The organism is Marinobacter algicola DG893 (genome assembly GCF_000170835.1).
Taxonomy (GTDB): Bacteria; Pseudomonadota; Gammaproteobacteria; order Pseudomonadales; family Oleiphilaceae; genus Marinobacter; species Marinobacter algicola.
The window spans coordinates 1-17,893 of record NZ_ABCP01000008.1; the positions used below are offsets into that span (position 1 = coordinate 1).

Here is a 17,893-nt window from a genome sequence, read left to right on the forward strand (position 1 = left end):
GTAGCAGCCACTTCCCAGATCGGATTCATCATGAACGTACTGCCGGCCTGAACCAGAGTAACGTTACCGATGCCGCGACGACCGTCACCAACACCGCCAACACCGGAGGTGGTGATGTTTTCAATGAAGCCTTCATCCAGCATCATCTTGGTGGCGCGGAAATCGCCTGCGAGTTCCTGGAATTCGCCCACATCGTTGTCAGCGGGGTCATCGTCACCCGAGCCCCAGGCAACAAGCAGGTGCGGCTCGTGATTCGCCACCTTGGTAGACACCTCGGCATACAAAGCCTGACCTTTATATTTTTCACCCGTGACCGCTTCACCAAACTGCTGGTTGAACTCGAATTGGGCTTTTACGCCACCCAACTTGCCTTTCCAGCCAGCGGACACGTTATAGAGATCGCCAAAATCGTCACCGTCGGCGAGATCTGTGGTGGTCGCGCCACCTGCATCTTGCTGGGCCAGGGCCGTGGTTACATAAAAATCGTTCATGGAACCGGTTACCCAGGTAAGCTGGCGGTCGTCGTCAAATGAATCGTCGTTTTCATCCAGGGTGAGCGTGCCCACTTCAGCGTTGAAGCCACCAAAGTCGTGCATGAGCCGCGCCATGACAGAATCCTCGCGGTAGAAAAGCCGGGTCTTACCCTCCAGATCCGGGCGATACACACCGACGCGAGCACGTGAACTATCAGCTTTGTAGTCAACGTAGGCTGAACGGACCTCGAGATCACCGCTACGGCCATCACGAACCCGGCGGCTACTTTCATCCTGCAAAGTGTCCAACTCCATTTCGAAATAGCCGGACCAGTGATCACCCAGTTCTGCCCCAATACCGAACTCAACTTCGTTATCCCACTCATCTGTGTTGTCAGCACCGTCGGATGGGTCCTCGCGGTAGAACTCCTTTTCAATTTCGATAGCGGTGTGGGTGTAGAGTTTGAAGTTTTCCACGCCTGTATCGATGGCCACTTCTTTGCCGTCTTTTATTTCGTAAAGATCAAGTGCATGAGCTGCTGGCGCAGACGCCACCATCACAGCCAGCGCGATTGGAGTCATTTTTATCGATTTCATGTTAAAGCCCCTTCTTTTGTTTTAATTAGCTTCATTACTTGAGCATTGAATTGCTCATTCTCATTGCGACCAACACAGCACTCTTCAATCGCAAAACTCGGACAAACCCCAACTATTCACGCGCCATCTGGCAGCGAGTAAACAGCGTTAGGCGTTTTGGTTACGCTTACAGAAAATCTGACACTGGCTGCCTGAAAAGACGTTGGCAGCAAGACTACTGTTGTGGCAGGCAGAACCATTTCTGAAGACTTCAGCATGATGACTGCCTTATTTTTATAGTTATAAAAGCTTGCTGTTGTGGCCGGGGCGGTCGGCGTAGCCGAACCAACCCCTGTTTACACTGCGCTACTCTTTCAGCTTTCCAGTGGTTCAGTCCTCCGGTGGCACCCAAAGATCTTCGAAACCTTCAGCCGGCTCGAGCTGATCGAACCAGTCGAAGCCGATCGCCTTCATCATTCGGCTGTTGATGACCACTACCCGAGCTTCGTTTTCAGGGTCAGAATTGAAACGTTTGTGGGCGCAGTAAGGTGGGATATAAATGAAATCACCAGGGCCCCATTCAAACTTCTTGGGCTCGGTTTCCCATTCCCAGACGAACGCTTCTTCACAGCGAAACTTGACGTCGTAGTGCAGGTCATAACCCTTGCCTTCAATCACAAACGCAACCTCCTCCGACAGGTGACGGCTGGTTCCGGTCGCTTTATTGGCGGCTATAAACTGCATGTAAATGTCGATGGCACATTCTTTGGTGTTCATGCCCTCATTAATGATGTGCTTGATGAGGCCGTCGGCGGAACGCTCCATCGGCATTTCACTGTGCTTTACAACGTTTTTGCGTTCCTGGTACTCCCGCCGGAATTCTTTGGATGCCTCAAGGGCCTTGGCGTAGAAGTCTGCGCTGATGTCTGAACGGGCGCGCTGGCGCTCGATATCAGAAACGAAAGGGGTATCTGTACTCATTACACTTCCTCACAATATTGACGAGTGGATCCAGGCTTAAAGTGACGCTGGCGGGGTGTAGTCTTCCTGCCCTGGCACCGGCTCTTTCGGCGGAAACTCAACCACTTCCTGGAAAATCAAATGCATGAACAGGAACAGCGGCTTGGCTTTCATGATCAGGCAGATGGACTCGTTTTCGGTGTCATCAGAGAAGTGCTGGTGTACGCAGCCATTTTCCACAATCAACGCATCGCCCGCTTCCCAGTCGATCCGGCGACCGTCGTGAACGTCGTGACCCTTACCCTTCAGAACGAAAAACACCGCGCTGTTCATGTGTCCGTGACGCTGGCCATGGCCACCGGGCGCGAAGGCGTCCACGTGGGTTTCAATCGACTGAGCAATTTTGGCGGCCTGCGGATTAATGACTTTTTTGCCAAAGTTCTGGGGCCCACCTTTCCACTTCAGATCCTGAGTTGGATAGATGCGCGGCTGATTGAACAGCTCTGACATCAGCTCTCCGTATGTACCTTCAAGTGCGCGGACAAAAGTTCTCTTCTTTGTCCATCTCTCCCAGGAGACCTCTTGTTTTTGTTCTGTGCTTGTATCGCTCATCACTTACTCCTTCGTCTCTACTCGGTTTGGGCGCGCCGTCAGCAACGGAAAATAAAGCACGCTACATCTAACGGTACAACGTTCCACATAACAGAACAAGGTCTAGCGACCCATTAGTTTGGTTAAAAAGCAACCTGCTCAACAACCATTTCAGAACAACTTCGGCCGCTGAATCATTTGATCCTTCTGCCATCGGCCAAAAGTCGTTATGAAGTCTTAATCTCAATATCGGATACGAGCTTCGGCATGTAAATTGACGATTTGTTGTTTTCCTATTCCGAAAACGGAATGCAATAACGAGCAGACAGGAACGCTTGCTGATCGCGTCAAAATCAGTAAAAAAGGGTCTTGTGGAAGGGCACAGAGAAGGTGGGCGCAGCTAAGAACGCTGCACCCTGTTATTTTTGCGCTGGCAAGGCTTGGTCGTGCCCTGACCGTCTATGCAGGCACCTTACCCAGGAACTCAAGAATACGGGCGGGAGCGGTTTCCTCCGTTTGCTGATCCGGTAAAACATCCCAATATTCAGCACCGCTACAGCACTCTTCCAGGTATCGGGCAGCAGACATTGAATGCGCCGCATCCCGGCCGGGAATGATCAGTGTTGGGATATTCAGTTGCATCAGATCTTCGGGCTCAGCCCCTGGAGCCGTATCGCGATCAACCAGAGTGCGAGCCAGGCCGGCAATGACCAGCTTGTAGTTGGCAAGGTCATGCTTGGCGTAGTGGTCTGCAAAGTCGTCGTCACGGCGGATCACCGGCCCCCAGGGCCCTATCCTGGGGTCCTTGCCAAAGCCGTCAGTGGTCGTGCGGGCCAGCTTGACCACACCGTCCAGGCCGTGCTCTTCCACATAGGCCAGATGAATCGAGAACCGTCGACTGGCGTTCATCCGGAAACCAGCGCCGCCTACAGGCCAGTACTGCACCATGCTCAAAACCATCTCCGGGTGCATCGTTGCGAAAGCCGCCACAGGGCAGCAGCCCATGCAGCCACCCATCAGGTGCGCCGCTTTATAGCCAAGATGGTCCAGCAGCCCTTTGCCCTGGGCTACATAATCGGCCCAGGTAATTCGCTGAACGCGCCCACCGGATTTTCCGGTTTCACGTCGGTCAAAAATTATACAGCTATAGCTGGCTGGCAAATGATCGAGCAGTTTGATTTTGGCGTAGACGCCCAAATTTGACCATTTGTCCATCGAGGCATCGAAGCCGCCGGGCGCAAACATCAACAACGGCGGACCGCTACCAATCACATCGTACTCTGTCTTTATTCCATCAATCACAACAGAAGGCATATCGAACCCCTATTTGTTAACCGGTGGTGCACCTTTAATTTGTCGAGCGGCCTTAACGTCCTCGCTGAAAGCGGAAATGGCGTCATAGGTTATCTGCGCTACGTTTGCGTAGGTCTCAATGTCATCATCCAGGTGTTTGGCGGAGTATCCAATCGCGGCATGGCCCATGCGCACACGCCCATCAAGCCAGGGCCCTCCGCCAAATCCACCAATCACCGGAATATCCACGGCATCGGTTGCGGCCGGTCCCACAACCGGGCCAGAGTTGGTAAAATCAAGCAATACAGCGCCCGCCTTCTCAAGCATTCTGGCTTCTTCGACCAGGCGCTCTTTCATGGCTTCGGGCACCTGGGCACCGGCCTTCGACATTGCGGAATACTCCATTCCGTACTGCAATGCGGTCTGAGGGGTAATGCCGAACTGCGCCCAAACCGGAATACCGGCGCGGGTCAGGGCGGTTACCGCTTCTGGAAAATCGGCGGCGCCATCCAGCTTGATCATGTCCACGCCCGCCTCTTTAACCAGGCGAATCGCAGCCCGCACTGCGGCATCAACTCCCTCCTGCAGAGGTCCATAGGGGAAATCGACACTGACCAGCGCCCGTTTGGTGCCACGGCGAACCGCCTGAGCCACGGTCACCATCTGATCCATCGTCACCTCCAGTGGATTGGGCTGGCCCCAGAGGTTAATGCCCACGGTGTCACCGACAGACAGAATATCCACGCCCACCCGGTCCACGATTTTGGCCATCTGGTAATCCCAGGCCACGATACCCACTATCTTTTCTCCCGCTTTCTTCTTTTGCTGAAGCATCGGGATGGTCACTTTATCGCTCATATCAGTTCCTCTGAAATCGTGTCTGGTGGGGGTTACAGGCCCTTCGCTTTCAGGGCAGCGTCCAATCGCGGATACACCCGGCGAACGTTGCCTTCAAAGACCTTTTTCCAGTCTGCATCGGACAAATCCAGCGCATCGATATAGCGCTTGGTGTCGTCAAAATAGTGCCCTGTTTCCGGGTCAATGCCTTTCACCGCACCGAACATCTCAGAGGCAAACAGAATGTTGTCGACGTCAATGACCTTGAACAGCAGTTCAATACCCGGCTTGTGATACACACAGGTGTCAAAAAACACATTGCGCATGATGTGCTCGGTCAGCGGCGGACGATTCAACATATCCGCCAGCCCCCGGTATCGGCCCCAATGGTAAGGCACCGCGCCGCCGCCATGGGGAATAATCAGGCGCAAATCCGGGAAGTCCTTGAACAGGTCGCCCTGGAGAAATTGCATGAATGCGGTGGTGTCGGCATTCAGGTAATGGGCACCCGTGGCGTGAAAGTTGGGGTTGCAGGACCCAGACACGTGAATCATGGCCGGAACGTCCAGCTCCACCAGCTTTTCAAAGAACGGGTACCAGGCCTTATCGGTCAAAGGCGGGCCACTCCAGTGGCCGCCTGACGGGTCCGGGTTCAGGTTACAGCCCACCATCCCCAGTTCCAGCACGCAGCGTTCAAGTTCTTCGATGGAGTTCTTGATTGGCACATTGACCGACTGCGGTAACTGGCATACCCCAATAAAATTGTCTGGGAACAGCGAGGTAACACGATGAATAAGATCGTTATTGATTCGTGTCCATACCTTGGACACGTCTTCATCGCCCACGTGATGGGCCATGGCCGACGCTTTGGGGGAAAAAATGGTCATGTCGGCGCCACGCTCACGCAGCGCTTTCAACTGGTTGTTCTCGATGGACTCGCGGATTTCATCATCCGAAATATGCGCCAGATCGGGCTTTGGATTCGACGGATCCTTGAAATGGGCAATTTGAGCGTCGCGATAATCCTGAAGCTGCTGGGGCGCTGTTGTGTAATGGCCGTGGCAATCGATGATCATTCAGTGTGTCCTCTTCTCGGTCGGGGAATCCCCGTCAATCTTTCGGTGCGCGATCAAGGTAAACCAAGCCTTCTTCTTTTAACCTCGGGCGCATGTTGTTCATGTCCAGACCCAATTCGCCCGCGGCGTATCGACGGCGTATCTCGGCCTCTTTTTCTTCCCGCGCTTTGGATCTGGCAAGCACCTCCGATGCTTCCGCCCGGGCGACGACCACCACTCCGTCATCGTCGGCAACAATGACATCACCCGGGTTGATCAGCTGTCCGCCACAGACCACCGGAATATTCACGCTGCCCAGGGTTTCTTTTACGGTGCCCTGCGCCGAAATACATTTTGACCAGACCGGGAAACCCATTTTCTTCAGGTCGGCGATATCGCGGCAGCCACCGTCCAGAATCAGGCCTTTCACCCCCCGCACTTGCAGAAGTGTGGCAAGCAGGTCACCAAAATAACCCGCATCGGAGTAGGACGTTGGCGCAACGACCATGATGTCTCCCGGCTGGCATTGCTCGGCGGCAACGTGGATCATCCAGTTGTCGCAGGGAGCAACCGAAACCGTGACCGCGGGGCCGGAGATGTGCGCGCCGGAATAGATCGGATTCATGTAAGGTGCGAGAAGCCCTTTGCGACCCTGGGCTTCATGGACCGTTGCTACGCCGTATTCGGCAAAGGCAGGCGCTTCTTCGGCCCGGTCGATGTTCTGAATCACTACGTTCTTCACAGTATTTTCTCCAATGGCTCGTCGATCTGACTCAACTAATCCTCGGCGCAGCCCAACAGGCCAGCGCGCAATTCGGCGTGATTGAGGTTTCGCCCAATGAACACCATCTGACTTCTTCGCTCCTCGTCCGGAGCCCAGGGACGCTGAAAGTCACCCTCGACCATCATGTGCACCGCCTGGAAAACCAGTCGGCGATCATCTCCGGCGGCGTTCACAATACCCTTTGCTCGCAGGATGTCCTGGCCGTTCTCCGCCAGGTAATCATTCAGCCAGTCGGACAATCGCTGGGCGTCCATGGGGCGATCGCTTTCGATCACCAGGCTGGTCACCGACGAATCGTGGGTATGGTCGTGGCCATCGTGACCGTCGTGACTCTCGCCGTGCGCACCGTGCGCGCAGTGCTCGTCGTGCACATGACCCGGCTCACCATGACCGGGGTTCAGAAACCCCGATTCAAGCCGGGTGATCCGCTCCAGGTCGAAGCTACCTTTGCCAAGCAGATTCTCGAGCGGCACATCGGCCCGGTCGGCGCGATAGATCGGGGCAAACGGATTGATGGCTCGCAACGCTTGCTCAATGCTTACCAGTTCCTGGGCGGACACCAGACTGACCTTGTTAAGAACGATCTGGTCAGCAAAGGCGAGTTGCTCTTCCGCTTCAAAACTCTGCTTCAAGGTAGGCTGTATATGCTTGGCGTCGACAACCGTGGTAATGCTGTCCAGGGCCAGACGATCCTGTAGATTGGTATCGACAAAGAAGGTCTGAGCGACTGGGCCCGGGTCTGCCAGGCCAGTCGTTTCAATAATAATCGCGTCAAACTGCTCCGAGCGTTCAAGCAGGGAATACAGAGTTCGGATGAGGTCTCCCCTGACGGTGCAGCAGACGCAGCCGTTGTTCATTTCGAACAGCTCTTCGTCTGAGGAGAGTACAAGGTCGATATCGATACCGACCTCGCCAAACTCATTGACGATCACGGCGTAACGCTTGCCGTGATCACCGGTCAGGATGCGATTCAGCAAGGTGGTCTTGCCTGCCCCCAGAAAACCGGTGAGCAAAGTCACCGGGATACGCTCACTGTACATCGGCCCTTCTGCGCTCACTTCCAGGGCATCAGTGAAACGTGAACGACGCCTTCCTCGCCCTTGCCCGCAACGGCGTTGATCGCTTTGTCCGTATCCTCCAGCCCGAAACGGTGGGTTGTGAGCAAGTGCAGCGGAAAGCGGTCAGACGCCAGTTGTTCCAGTGCCAACTCGCAAGAGCGATAGTTATGGCCCCGGGCCGACTTGATGGTGATGTACTTGGTAGCCACCTTGCCCAATGGGAAGTTCGGGAAGTCAGCCATCTCACCTTGAATCAGTAAGGTGCCACCCTTCCGCTTCAGCGCTTCGATACCCAGCATGACCGGGATGGTGCCAGCACCCGCGGTGCAGTCCAGCGCCACATCAACGCCTTTATCGTTGGTGATTTCCTTGATGCGCGCGAGCGGGTCTTCCTCATCGACTACGATGGTGTAATCGGCACCGAGTTTCAGCGCGGTTTCCAGACGCGCTTTGTCCCGTGATGTTCCGGTGATGATAATCAGTGAAGCACCGGCCTGCTTACAGGCAACCACCTGCGATAGCCCCTGCTGCCCCGGCCCCTGGATCAGAACGCTGGAGTTGTACCCCACCTCACAGTCAAACAGTGCCCACTGAATGCCGTTGGCCATGGGCGTGACAATGCCGGCAAGTTCCGGTGATACACCGTCCGGCACCTTGTGAATGACCGCATTCCAGGGCAAGTACATGTATTCGGCAAAACCACCCCACAAGTACGGCGCACGCTCGGCTGAGGTATAGCCGTAGCGGATGGCATCGGGGTTGCCGCGCCAGTCAGTAGCCGGGCATAGTCGGTATTCGCCCGCATGACACCATTCACACTGGAAGCAGGGCACGTAATGCTCAACAAACACCAGGTCACCCTCTTTCACGCCCTTACGCGCCATAAACTGGCTTCCAGCATTGGTGATATACCCAATGTTTTCATGGCCCATAATGACGGCATCGTCGGACGGCGGCTTGCCATAAAGTTTAACGTCGGTGCCGCAGATGCCCGCGACCTCCACCTTCATAAGAGCCGCGTCTTCCGGCACGTCCGGCATCGGGTATTCACGAATTTCGGTCTTGTTCGCAGCAGTGCGGACAGCGGCCCGTACTTTATTTGTCATTATGGTTCTCCGTTTATTTCAGCAAAGGCGATTGGGGTAGCATACCAAGCGATCTTTATTCTTGCAAAACAATGTTCCGTATACAGGAACGTTATGATAGAACTGTATTAACGCACCAAGGAGCCATTCGCATGTTTCAGTCGTTCAGAAAATCAGCACGTGAGCGCAGCGCCATTGCGCAGGTCGGCGACTGGACGAAAGCAAGGTTCAACCTCTCCGACCAAGCCACCGTGATGGTCGCTGAAGTCAACTGCCAGGTCCCCGGATGCCCGCCAGTAGAGACCGTTATCGCATTCTGGACGGATCCGGAAACCCGCTATCGATTCAAGGTTTTCAAGCCCGTTGCTGAAGTCGTCGAGGACGATTTGCCGGTCAGTTGGCTTTTGCCATCGCTGCTTGATGAAGACGACCTGGGTTGCGACTGCTGCTAGCGCGCACCCTGAAATACGGAACAGCGTTCCGTTTTGCCTTATGATTGGTGTAAACTCAGCCAAGATAAACCGTCGTTTCCATTTTTCAAAGCAGTCAAAACAAGAACCAGGAAGATCATCATGAACAACAAGTCGCATCCACTGAAAACGGTCACACGCACACAGGGCAACAATGCCGCGCTGAAAGATGGCCGCGTCAAGCCAGATGGTTTTACGTTTGAATTCGAGGAAGTTCCCGTGTTGCCACAGGCGTTTCGACGCATGGTGCGCACACTGGAATTCGATGTCAGCGAAATGGCGCTGACGACTTATCTGACGGCTCGCGAACACGGCGTTGAGTTCACCGCGCTACCCATTTTTCTGGTGCGGGGCTTTCACCATGGCGCGATCCTGCACAACGTGAAGGCTGGCATAAAATCGCCCAAAGACCTGGAAGGTAAAAAGGTGGGAGTCAATCGCGGATACACAGTGACCACTGGCGTCTGGGCTCGCGCTATCCTTCAGGACCAGTACGGCGTTGACCTGGATAAAATCACCTGGGTCCTGTCTGGCGACGAACACGTTCAAAGCTGGCAGGCGCCGGGAAACGTCGTTCCACTGGGGGATGACAAAAACATGGAAGGAATGCTGGCCAGCGGTGAGATCCCCGCAGCTATCGGTGTAAGCTCCGACCATCCTGACGTACAGCCACTGATCGCAAATGCCACAGAAGTCGGCCTGGAAGCCCTGCGCGCGTCAGGGCACTACCCGATCAATCACCTGGTAGTGGTCAGAAACGAAGTACTTCAACAGCATCCAGATGTTGCCGAGTCCGTATTCAATGCATTTGCTGAATCCAAACGACTCTATCTTGAGCAACTCAGGGCCGGCAGCATCGCAAAACCCACCGCAATCGACCGGCTACACGCCCAGGTGATGGAGGTCATTGACGACCCCCTGCCATATGGCATCGAACCAAACCGAAAAATACTTGAGGAACTGATTGACCACGCCACTCGCCAAAAGATTCTCCGCAAACCCGTTCACTTGAACGATGTATTCGCCAAAGCAACCTGGAATCTGGCGGGTTAGCGGTCATACCCTGGTTTTTGCGCCTTTGCCTCATCCCTTACCGCATGCATGAACAATTGCATTGCCGGTGACGGGATGGTGTCCGCGCGAATGGTCAGCCCCACTGGACCAAGCGTCTCTTTGGTATCCAGAGGCAAGGCCTCCATTACACCCAGACCAATCTGTGGCGCAGCAACCCCGTGGGAAATGATCCAGATGGCGTCAGTCTGACGGACGTACTCCTTGCCGAAAGCGCCTGAAATCACCTCAATGACGTCTGGCAGTTCGCCCACGCCCTCCGCCAGCAGTATCGCTTCAGCGGCTTTGGCAATGATCGAGCCTTCCACCGGAAACAGCACCGTGTAATCGCGTATGTCCATAAAGCTCAACCGCTCTTTACTGAGCAGCGGATGGCCTTTGCGAACGGCAAACACAATACTTTCCGAATACAGATGTTGAAACGACAACCCCGACATATGGGCAGGTTCAGCCAGGCGACCCACCACCAGATCCAGATCTCCGACCCGCAACTGCCCCAACAGAAAATTATTGGGCGCAGACACCAGTTTCAGGGTGACGTCCATGCCCAGAGTCCGGAAGCGGTCGACCGCCTTGGGCAGTATACTGGCCGCTACCGTAGGCAGAATCCCAATCGACAGCCTGGTTTTGCCCTTCATCTGAGCCTGACTGATACTTTCCGCCCCTTCACGCAGAGCGTTGACGCTAGCACCGGCATACTTGAGAAACACCTCGCCAAAGCCGGTCAGCGTGACACCGTTCTTACTTCTTTCCATTAACCTTACGCCCAGCATTTCCTCTAGCTCTTTGAGCTTCTTGGACACCGCCGGTTGGGACAAAGACAGGGCATCGGCAGCGCGACCAACGCTGCGCTGGCGCGCCACTTCAAGAAAGCATTGCAGATGCCTGAACTTAATTCGGTTATACAGCATAATTTTTTATCCGGTCGTTATGTCAATGGCGTGTGGTCGCGACAAAGCATTCGTTGTTCAACGTCTCGCAACCCAATGGCGGCTCCGAAACCCACGGCCGCCAGCAGCGGTATTAACCACCGGCCGCAATCCCAGCCACCCATGTGAGCCACTGCAAGAGCAATGGCCGGCGGCCCGACAAAGGTGCCCAGGCTACCAAGCTGCATCACAATACCGTTGCCGACGGCAACCTGCTCCGGACGTCTCGCATGGAAAGGAATAGCTGAAAATACCGTGGCCGGCAAGGCTCCTCCGAGCCCACAGGCCAATATCGCGGCCGCAGAGCGTTCCAGGTCGGTAAAACCGGACGAGAAAACAACCCATCCGAAACTGCCAATCAGCAATTGCACACAGGCCAACACGGACCAGCGGGGTGCACCGACACGGTAAAAAAGCTGCGCACTCAGGTTGCCAACAATATTGAGTCCAACCGCCGCCCCAGTCAGCCAAATCGCAGCGGACTGCGAATAGCCCATGTGACTCACGGCAAAACTCGGCAACCAGGTAACAAGCATAAACCAGATCGATGTATAGCAGCCAAAAGACAGCCCCATCAGCCAAGGGCCTGTCATTCGAAAGCCGTCGGCAAGCACTCTGATACTGAGAGTCCCGCGCGGGCTTACACTGGCCAGCAACGCCCGCCACCGGAGCGCGATCAGCATCATTACACCACACATAAGCACATTCAGAACCCAGAGACCCTGCCAACCCACCACTTCCATGAGAAAGGGCGCCACCATCATCATGGCGGCGATGCCCACTGGCATGTAGGTCCCCCAGACAACCAATGCACGCTGACGCCAGACCGGCGTATCGGCCAGTACAACTGCCAGGAGGGACGGTGCAGCAACCACCACGGTGACAAAGCCCAGAGCTTCCAGAAATCGAGTGACCAATAGCCACCCGACAATGGGCACCGCCATTGCTAACAATGAACCAAGAACAATCAGAGCAAGCCCCAGCATCAGGCTCCGTCCATAGCCCAATACCGACGACGCCAATCCACAGAAAATACCCAATGCAGCCGCGACGCAGGCAATCATAGAAGCAACCCAACCGGCTTCGACCATTGACAGGTTAAAGTCCTGGGTTAGCAGTGATAGAGCAGGCGCCACCTTCCCCACCTGTGCCGCCGCCAACCAGCCTGTGGCAAGCGCAAACAGAACAACGCGTCGGTGGCTCATTGCAGCCACCGCACGAGTTGGCAGATCAGGAATTGGCGCCGGCATCCAGCATGGCAACGATTTCCGCCACACTTCTCACCCGGCCCATACGCGGGAAAATCCGTTCCATGAACTGATCGTGGTTGTCCTTCTCCGGTGAGCTACAGGCGTCCCTGGCAAACACCAGATTATAGTCCATGTCCCTGCCAGCGAAGGCTGTACTGGCCACCCCGACATCCGTCGAGCCACCGGCAACAATCAACGTGTCAATGTTTCGCGACCGCAGTGCCAAGTCCAGATAAGTCTGGTAAAAGGCACTCCAGCGATACTTCGGGATCAGGTAATCCTCGTCTCGCGGCCCCAGTTCGTCAATGACCTGCGATTCCCATGTGCCGCCGGACACGATCGGCTTGAACTCCGGGGGCTGATCAACCGGTATCGGTTCCAGGCGATTATTGGTATCACGGATCTGGTGCGCGCTGGTGGCGTTATCCGCCCGATGGTTGGCATGGGCATAGGCAACCATAACGCTGTGAGCCCGGGCGCCCTGCATCAATTCTGCTGCGGCAGCGACCACGGGACGGTATCGCTCTATCGTTTTGGGATCCTCTTTTTTCACATGCCCATTAAGCATATCAAAAAAAAGAATTGCAGTCTTTTCAGGGTCCAGCATATCTGCAGTCATATCAAAAATACCCTTAGAAAATTACCTGTCGGCGGACAGAGAGATATAAAAAATCAGCAGCCGTCCGCGCTGAGAAATGGGTTTTGTTTTTGTCGTTTTCTGCGAAATCATCACAAACTATTTCGTTGACGCCTGATCATGTCAAATAATTAAAATTTGCAAGAAGTATACCGATTTAGATATATACAACCGGGAACCCACTGTTTCCGCGCCCAAGCAATCAGCACCATTTCGTTATTCAAAATATCCAAATTTTCATTTGAATAAGGTGCCACTTTACGTCTGACTTAGGGGTGGGCAAACAACTAAAACAACCCTTATATCTCTCAGGAGTCTGAACCAACATGCTCGCAAAAAAACTCGCTACGGTCGCGGCTTGCCTAACCTTCGGCGCGATGTCGCTGGCGCATGCCGACGACCACAACTTTTACGAAGGTAAAACCGTCCAACTGCTGATCGGATATTCCGCTGGCGGTGGCTACGACACTTATGCCAGAACCCTGGCACGCCATATCGGAAAACATATTCCTGGTAATCCGGAAGTGATCACCAGAAACGTTCCGGGCGCCGGTAGCCTGGTTCTGATGAACCAGTTGGCCAACACCTTACCGAAAGACGGCACCGTATTCGGCACCGTTTCACGGGGTCTGGCCTTCGAGCCGCTGTTTGGTAACGACAAAGCCATCTTCGATCCCACCAAAACCAGTTGGCTTGGCAGTCTGAACAATGAGACCAGTCTCTGTGTCGCTTCCACCGATGCCAAGGTGCAAAAGTGGCAGGACCTTCGAGACACCGAGCTGCTGGTAGGTGCGACTGGCTCCGGCGGTGACTCCAATGTTTTCCCACGGGTACTCAACGAAGTTCTCGGCTTCAAATTTGAGGTAGTTGCCGGTTATCCAGGCAGCAACGACATTCGCCTGGCGCTGGAACGTGGCGAGGTAAAGGGTATCTGCAGTTGGTCATACAGCAGCGGCAAAGAACAACGACAGTCTGCAATCGGCGAAGGCAACATCAGGAACCTTTTCCAGATGTCTCTGCGCAAGCATCCCGACCTGCCTGACCTGCCGCTGGTCATAGATTTTGCCGAAAACCAGAAGCAGCGTGAGGTTCTTCGCCTGATGTTCGCCCGTCAGACCATGGGGCGGCCATTCGTCGCACCTGCCGATGTTCCTGAAGAGCGTGTCGCGATTCTGCGCAAAGCCATGGCAGATACCACCAAAGACGCTGACTTCCTGGCCGACGCCGAGAAGCAGGGATTGGATATCGACTTTGTCGGCGGTGAAGAAATCCAGGAAATCGTGATAGAAGCCTACCAATACCCGGCCGATGTGATCGACGTTATCAAGCGCGCCACATCAAGCTGAGCAGTCTTTGATCGAAGGCCTGCGCCCCAGGACGCAGGCAGTTTTCGGCTATCAGGAACAAACAGTATGAAGATCAATCCATTCGCCAACGACTTTGGTGCGGAAATCACCGACGTTGACCTTAAAGACCCCTCCAGCGAAATCACTGAACGCATTTATCAAGCCTTTCTGGACCACCAGATGCTGGTTATTCGCGATCAGGATTTGAACCCACTGGAGCAGGTCGCCTTCACCGAGCGTTACGGCACACTGGAATGGCAGGAAAACGTCAAATACGCACATCCTGACCACGACAAGGTACTGATTCTCTCCAACGAAATTCGCCCAGATGGCACTGCCGTGGGTGTGGTCGATGCCGGCGATTTCTGGCATTCGGACTCCTCTCACCATGAAGAGCCGGTGAAGGTAACCGTGCTGATGTCTGTCCGCACGCCCTCTAAAGGTGGCGCCACCGATTTCTGCGACATGTACGCGGTTTACAATGCCCTGCCGGAAGCCACAAAACAGAAGATCAGTGGACGCTATGGCATTCATCATGCGTCCAAGGCACTGAATCCGAGAGTGAAAATTTCAGAGAATCGCCCAGGGGCCAAGGAATTTTACGCCAAACAGGCCCAAGAACGACCTACGGTACGACAACCGTTAGTGCGCACCCACGATGAAACTGGTCGCCAGGCACTGTATGTTTCGCCCCGATTTACCCTCGGCATCGAAGACATGGACGACGCGGAGGCGCAACCGCTACTCGACGAGCTTTTCAGCTACATCACCGATGAAGCGCGTAAATACCACTATCGTCACTACTATCGCACCGGCGACCTGGTGCTGTGGGATAACCGCTGCATTGTGCACCGCGCTACAGGCGGCTATGCCCGCGACGATATTCGCAGGCTGCACAGAACCACGGTTGTGGGGCAAAGGGCTTTTTACAAGGCCTAGCATGCAAGGCACGTGGGAGGGTTGAACGTCACTGTGTTGAACGATGGGCCGATTCTGCGGCGTCGTGGAGTCATCGCAGGCAAGCCGCCGGCCACCGCCGCTCAAACACGTTCTCCGGTTCTGGAATCAGGTCTTTCCTGTCAATCGTTCTAACAAAACCAACTGGGAGGCGAAGCGCTCCTCGTCTTCTCCGGGCTGACTCTGGACATAGCTGCCGTCCGGCTGCAGCACCCAGGACTGACAATTATCCGCCAAGTAGACATCCAGATCTTCCCGTACCCGGGAAGCCAGTTCCGGATCGTCGAGGGGAAACGCGGTTTCTACTCTGCTGAGCAGATTCCGCTCCATACCGTCGGCGCTCGAGCAATACACATCCGCCGGAAGGTCATTGTTGCCAAAGTAGTACACCCGGGTGTGCTCAAGGAAACGACCGATGATGGATCTTACCCGAATGTTTTCAGAGAGGCCCGGCACTTCCGGGCGGAGACAGCAGATGCCACGGACAATCAGGTCAATTTTCACCCCGGCGTGGGAGGCTCGGTACAGCGCCTTGATTAGCTGAATCTCCGTCAACGCATTGAACTTCAGGATAATCCGGCCCTTCTCCCCGAAGCTGGCTTCACGCTCTATCAAGCTCAGCAGACGCGGATGCAAGGTAAACGGCGAGTGGAAGAGCTTCTTGATCTTCAGCGCCTTGCCCATTCCCGTAAGTTGCTGGAACAGTTTGTTAACATCATCGCCGATGGACTCGTCGCAAGTCATGAAGCTGTAATCGGTATACAGGCGAGCACTACCGGCGTGATAGTTACCGGTGCCCAGATGCACATAGCGGCGCAGCCGTCCCTCTTCACGACGGACAATCAGGATCATCTTGGAGTGAGTCTTGTGGTCGACCACACCATAGACCACGATCACACCGGCCTCCTGAAGCCGGCTGGCCAGCTCCAGATTCTCGGCCTCACTGAACCGCGCCCTTAACTCTATAACAGCGGTCACTTCCTTACCGCGACGAGCCGCATCCGCCAACGCCTCAACAATCTCCGACTCCGCCCCGGTGCGGTAAAACGTCTGGCGAATCGCGAGAACCTGGGGGTCCTTCGCCGCCTGACGCAGCAGGTCCACAACCGGGCTAAAATTTTCATAGGGATGCAGCAGCAGAATCGGCCTCTTGCGGATGGCATCGAAAATCGATTCCTTGCTACGGATCTGCCTGGGAATCGACGGAGAAAATCCAGAATAGGTGAGGTCCGGTCGGTCCACCAGTTCACCGACAGCCATCAGCCGGGTCAGGTTGACCGGCCCATGGACCTGGTAAAGTTCACGCTCGGTCAGACCGAATTCCTTGAGCAGGAACTGAACCAACTTTTCCGGGCAGTTGTCGGCGACCTCAAGCCGTACGCCATCACCAAACCGACGGCTCAGCAACTCACCGCGCAAGGCCGAAGCCAGGTCTTCCAGGTCGTCTTCAAGTTCAAGATCGGCATTTCGTGTCAGACGGAACTGATAGCAGCCTTTCACTTCCATGCCCGGGAAAAGTTCATCGGCATGGGCGTGGATCATGGATGACAAGAACACTAGGTTGTCGCCACCGCTACAGACATCATCAGGCAGTCGGAGCAGACGCGGAAGAGATCGGGGAGCAGGTACAATCGCCATCCCGGTTTCCCTCCCAAAGGCGTCCTTACCATCCAGCTCGACAATGAAGTTCAGGCTTTTATTAACCAGGCGCGGGAACGGGTGCGAGGGATCCAGCCCGATGGGGCTGACAACCGGCAGAATTTCTTCTTCAAAATAGGTGCGCACCCACTCCGCTTGTTTCGGCGTCCATTCCCGGCGCCGGACAAAGTGAATGTTCTCCCGCTCCATCTCGGGAATAAGGACATTGTTGAGTATGTCGTACTGCTCGCGGATATATTCTTGAGCAACCCGACTAATTTCGCCCAACACCTGTTTTGGAGACATACCATCGGAGTCTAGGATTTCTCGTTCATATTTGATCTGCTGCCGCAGGCCCGCAACTCGGATCTCGAAGAACTCATCCATGTTGCTGCTGAAGAAGCAGCAGAAGATCAGCCGGTTGATCAACGGATGGGTGGTGTCCAGGGCTTGCTTGAGTACCCGGTAATTGAACTGGAGCTGGCTAAGTTCCCGGTTGAAGTAGTTTTCATAGGCATCCAGGTTGACTTCCTCACCAATCGAGTGGGTTTCAACCGGTGCAGGCACACTCTGCTCATCCCGTGCCGTCTGATTCTTTGCCGTATCTGTTGTCATGAATCCAGTGTGCTCCCCATCGCTGGCGAAAGACTTGATACTGATTGGCCCTTACCCCATACCCTAGCGGCTGCTCTTCCACTACGCGGGAGGGCGAACAAACAGTACAAGAGAGGAAATCTATGAAGTTTTACCATAGCACTCACCGCTATTATTTTGGAGTCAATCTGCAAACCCGCAGCCTTATATACGTGCATCATCAACTAGCAGAAAGGGGTGTTACCGTAAAAGGAAATAGCCCCTCGTAGGTGACGGCTACTAGACCTCG

Annotated in this window: 17 protein-coding genes; 4 read left to right on the top strand and 13 right to left on the bottom strand. The window is 54.8% G+C overall.

What is annotated here, in order from left to right; all coding sequences use genetic code 11:
• From MDG893_RS07795 to MDG893_RS07835, 9 genes are all read right to left on the bottom strand, one after another.
• The coding region (locus tag MDG893_RS07795; RefSeq protein ID WP_007153205.1) for a porin at positions 1–1,070 on the bottom strand (1,070 nt) is incomplete at its 3' end.
• Between the two features lie 369 nt (positions 1,071–1,439).
• Positions 1,440–2,030 (bottom strand): cupin domain-containing protein, encoded by a 591-nt coding sequence (locus MDG893_RS07800; protein ID WP_007153206.1) that lies wholly within the window; start codon positions 2,028–2,030, stop codon positions 1,440–1,442.
• A 36-nt stretch (positions 2,031–2,066) separates the two neighbouring features.
• Positions 2,067–2,519, bottom strand: a complete 453-nt coding sequence (locus MDG893_RS07805) for a cupin domain-containing protein (protein ID WP_007153207.1) — start codon at positions 2,517–2,519, stop codon at positions 2,067–2,069.
• 540 nt (positions 2,520–3,059) lie between these two features.
• Positions 3,060–3,914: an alpha/beta fold hydrolase gene (locus tag MDG893_RS07810; protein ID WP_007153208.1), complete on the bottom strand. Its 855-nt coding sequence runs from the start codon at positions 3,912–3,914 to the stop codon at positions 3,060–3,062.
• Positions 3,915–3,923: 9 nt separating this feature from the next.
• Positions 3,924–4,751, bottom strand: a complete 828-nt coding sequence (locus MDG893_RS07815) for a 3-methyl-2-oxobutanoate hydroxymethyltransferase (protein ID WP_007153209.1) — start codon at positions 4,749–4,751, stop codon at positions 3,924–3,926.
• A gap of 32 nt (positions 4,752–4,783) precedes the next feature.
• Positions 4,784–5,806 (bottom strand): amidohydrolase family protein, encoded by a 1,023-nt coding sequence (locus MDG893_RS07820; protein ID WP_007153210.1) that lies wholly within the window; start codon positions 5,804–5,806, stop codon positions 4,784–4,786.
• A 34-nt stretch (positions 5,807–5,840) separates the two neighbouring features.
• Positions 5,841–6,527 carry a 4-carboxy-4-hydroxy-2-oxoadipate aldolase/oxaloacetate decarboxylase gene (locus tag MDG893_RS07825; protein ID WP_007153211.1) on the bottom strand — a complete coding sequence of 229 codons (687 nt, stop codon included), beginning with the start codon at positions 6,525–6,527 and terminating at the stop codon, positions 5,841–5,843.
• A gap of 35 nt (positions 6,528–6,562) precedes the next feature.
• A complete protein-coding gene (locus MDG893_RS07830) occupies positions 6,563–7,609 on the bottom strand; it encodes a CobW family GTP-binding protein (protein ID WP_007153212.1) in 1,047 nt (348 codons plus the stop codon).
• 14 nt (positions 7,610–7,623) lie between these two features.
• Positions 7,624–8,733, bottom strand: a complete 1,110-nt coding sequence (locus MDG893_RS07835) for a zinc-dependent alcohol dehydrogenase (RefSeq protein ID WP_007153213.1) — start codon at positions 8,731–8,733, stop codon at positions 7,624–7,626.
• A 131-nt stretch (positions 8,734–8,864) separates the two neighbouring features.
• On the opposite strand from MDG893_RS07835, the gene MDG893_RS07840 reads away from it, so the two are divergent.
• Together MDG893_RS07840 and MDG893_RS07845 are read left to right on the top strand one after the other, a co-directional pair.
• Positions 8,865–9,164, top strand: a complete 300-nt coding sequence (locus MDG893_RS07840) for a hypothetical protein (protein ID WP_007153214.1) — start codon at positions 8,865–8,867, stop codon at positions 9,162–9,164.
• A 120-nt stretch (positions 9,165–9,284) separates the two neighbouring features.
• Positions 9,285–10,235 (top strand): ABC transporter substrate-binding protein, encoded by a 951-nt coding sequence (locus MDG893_RS07845; RefSeq protein ID WP_007153215.1) that lies wholly within the window; start codon positions 9,285–9,287, stop codon positions 10,233–10,235.
• Here MDG893_RS07845 and pcaQ read toward each other — a convergent pair.
• From pcaQ to MDG893_RS07860, 3 genes are read right to left on the bottom strand one after another with little or no spacing between them, the layout of a single operon-like run.
• On the bottom strand, positions 10,232–11,164 hold the full coding sequence (pcaQ, locus tag MDG893_RS07850; protein ID WP_007153216.1) for a pca operon transcription factor PcaQ: 933 nt from the start codon (positions 11,162–11,164) through the stop codon (positions 10,232–10,234). The genes MDG893_RS07845 and pcaQ overlap by 4 nt on opposite strands.
• Positions 11,165–11,181: 17 nt before the next feature.
• Positions 11,182–12,387: an MFS transporter gene (locus tag MDG893_RS07855; RefSeq protein WP_157132793.1), complete on the bottom strand. Its 1,206-nt coding sequence runs from the start codon at positions 12,385–12,387 to the stop codon at positions 11,182–11,184.
• 25 nt (positions 12,388–12,412) lie between these two features.
• A complete protein-coding gene (locus MDG893_RS07860) occupies positions 12,413–13,051 on the bottom strand; it encodes a cysteine hydrolase family protein (RefSeq protein ID WP_007153218.1) in 639 nt (212 codons plus the stop codon).
• A 344-nt stretch (positions 13,052–13,395) separates the two neighbouring features.
• On the opposite strand from MDG893_RS07860, the gene MDG893_RS07865 reads away from it, so the two are divergent.
• Together MDG893_RS07865 and MDG893_RS07870 are read left to right on the top strand one after the other, a co-directional pair.
• A complete protein-coding gene (locus MDG893_RS07865) occupies positions 13,396–14,415 on the top strand; it encodes a Bug family tripartite tricarboxylate transporter substrate binding protein (RefSeq protein ID WP_007153219.1) in 1,020 nt (339 codons plus the stop codon).
• A 66-nt stretch (positions 14,416–14,481) separates the two neighbouring features.
• The gene (locus MDG893_RS07870; RefSeq protein ID WP_007153220.1) at positions 14,482–15,354 is read left to right on the top strand and encodes a TauD/TfdA dioxygenase family protein; all 873 of its coding nucleotides are present in this window, start codon (positions 14,482–14,484) and stop codon (positions 15,352–15,354) included.
• Between the two features lie 126 nt (positions 15,355–15,480).
• Here MDG893_RS07870 and ppk1 read toward each other — a convergent pair whose 3' ends face one another.
• Positions 15,481–17,625 carry a polyphosphate kinase 1 gene (gene ppk1 / locus MDG893_RS07875; protein ID WP_007153221.1) on the bottom strand — a complete coding sequence of 715 codons (2,145 nt, stop codon included), beginning with the start codon at positions 17,623–17,625 and terminating at the stop codon, positions 15,481–15,483.
• Positions 17,626–17,893 lie beyond the last annotated feature (268 nt).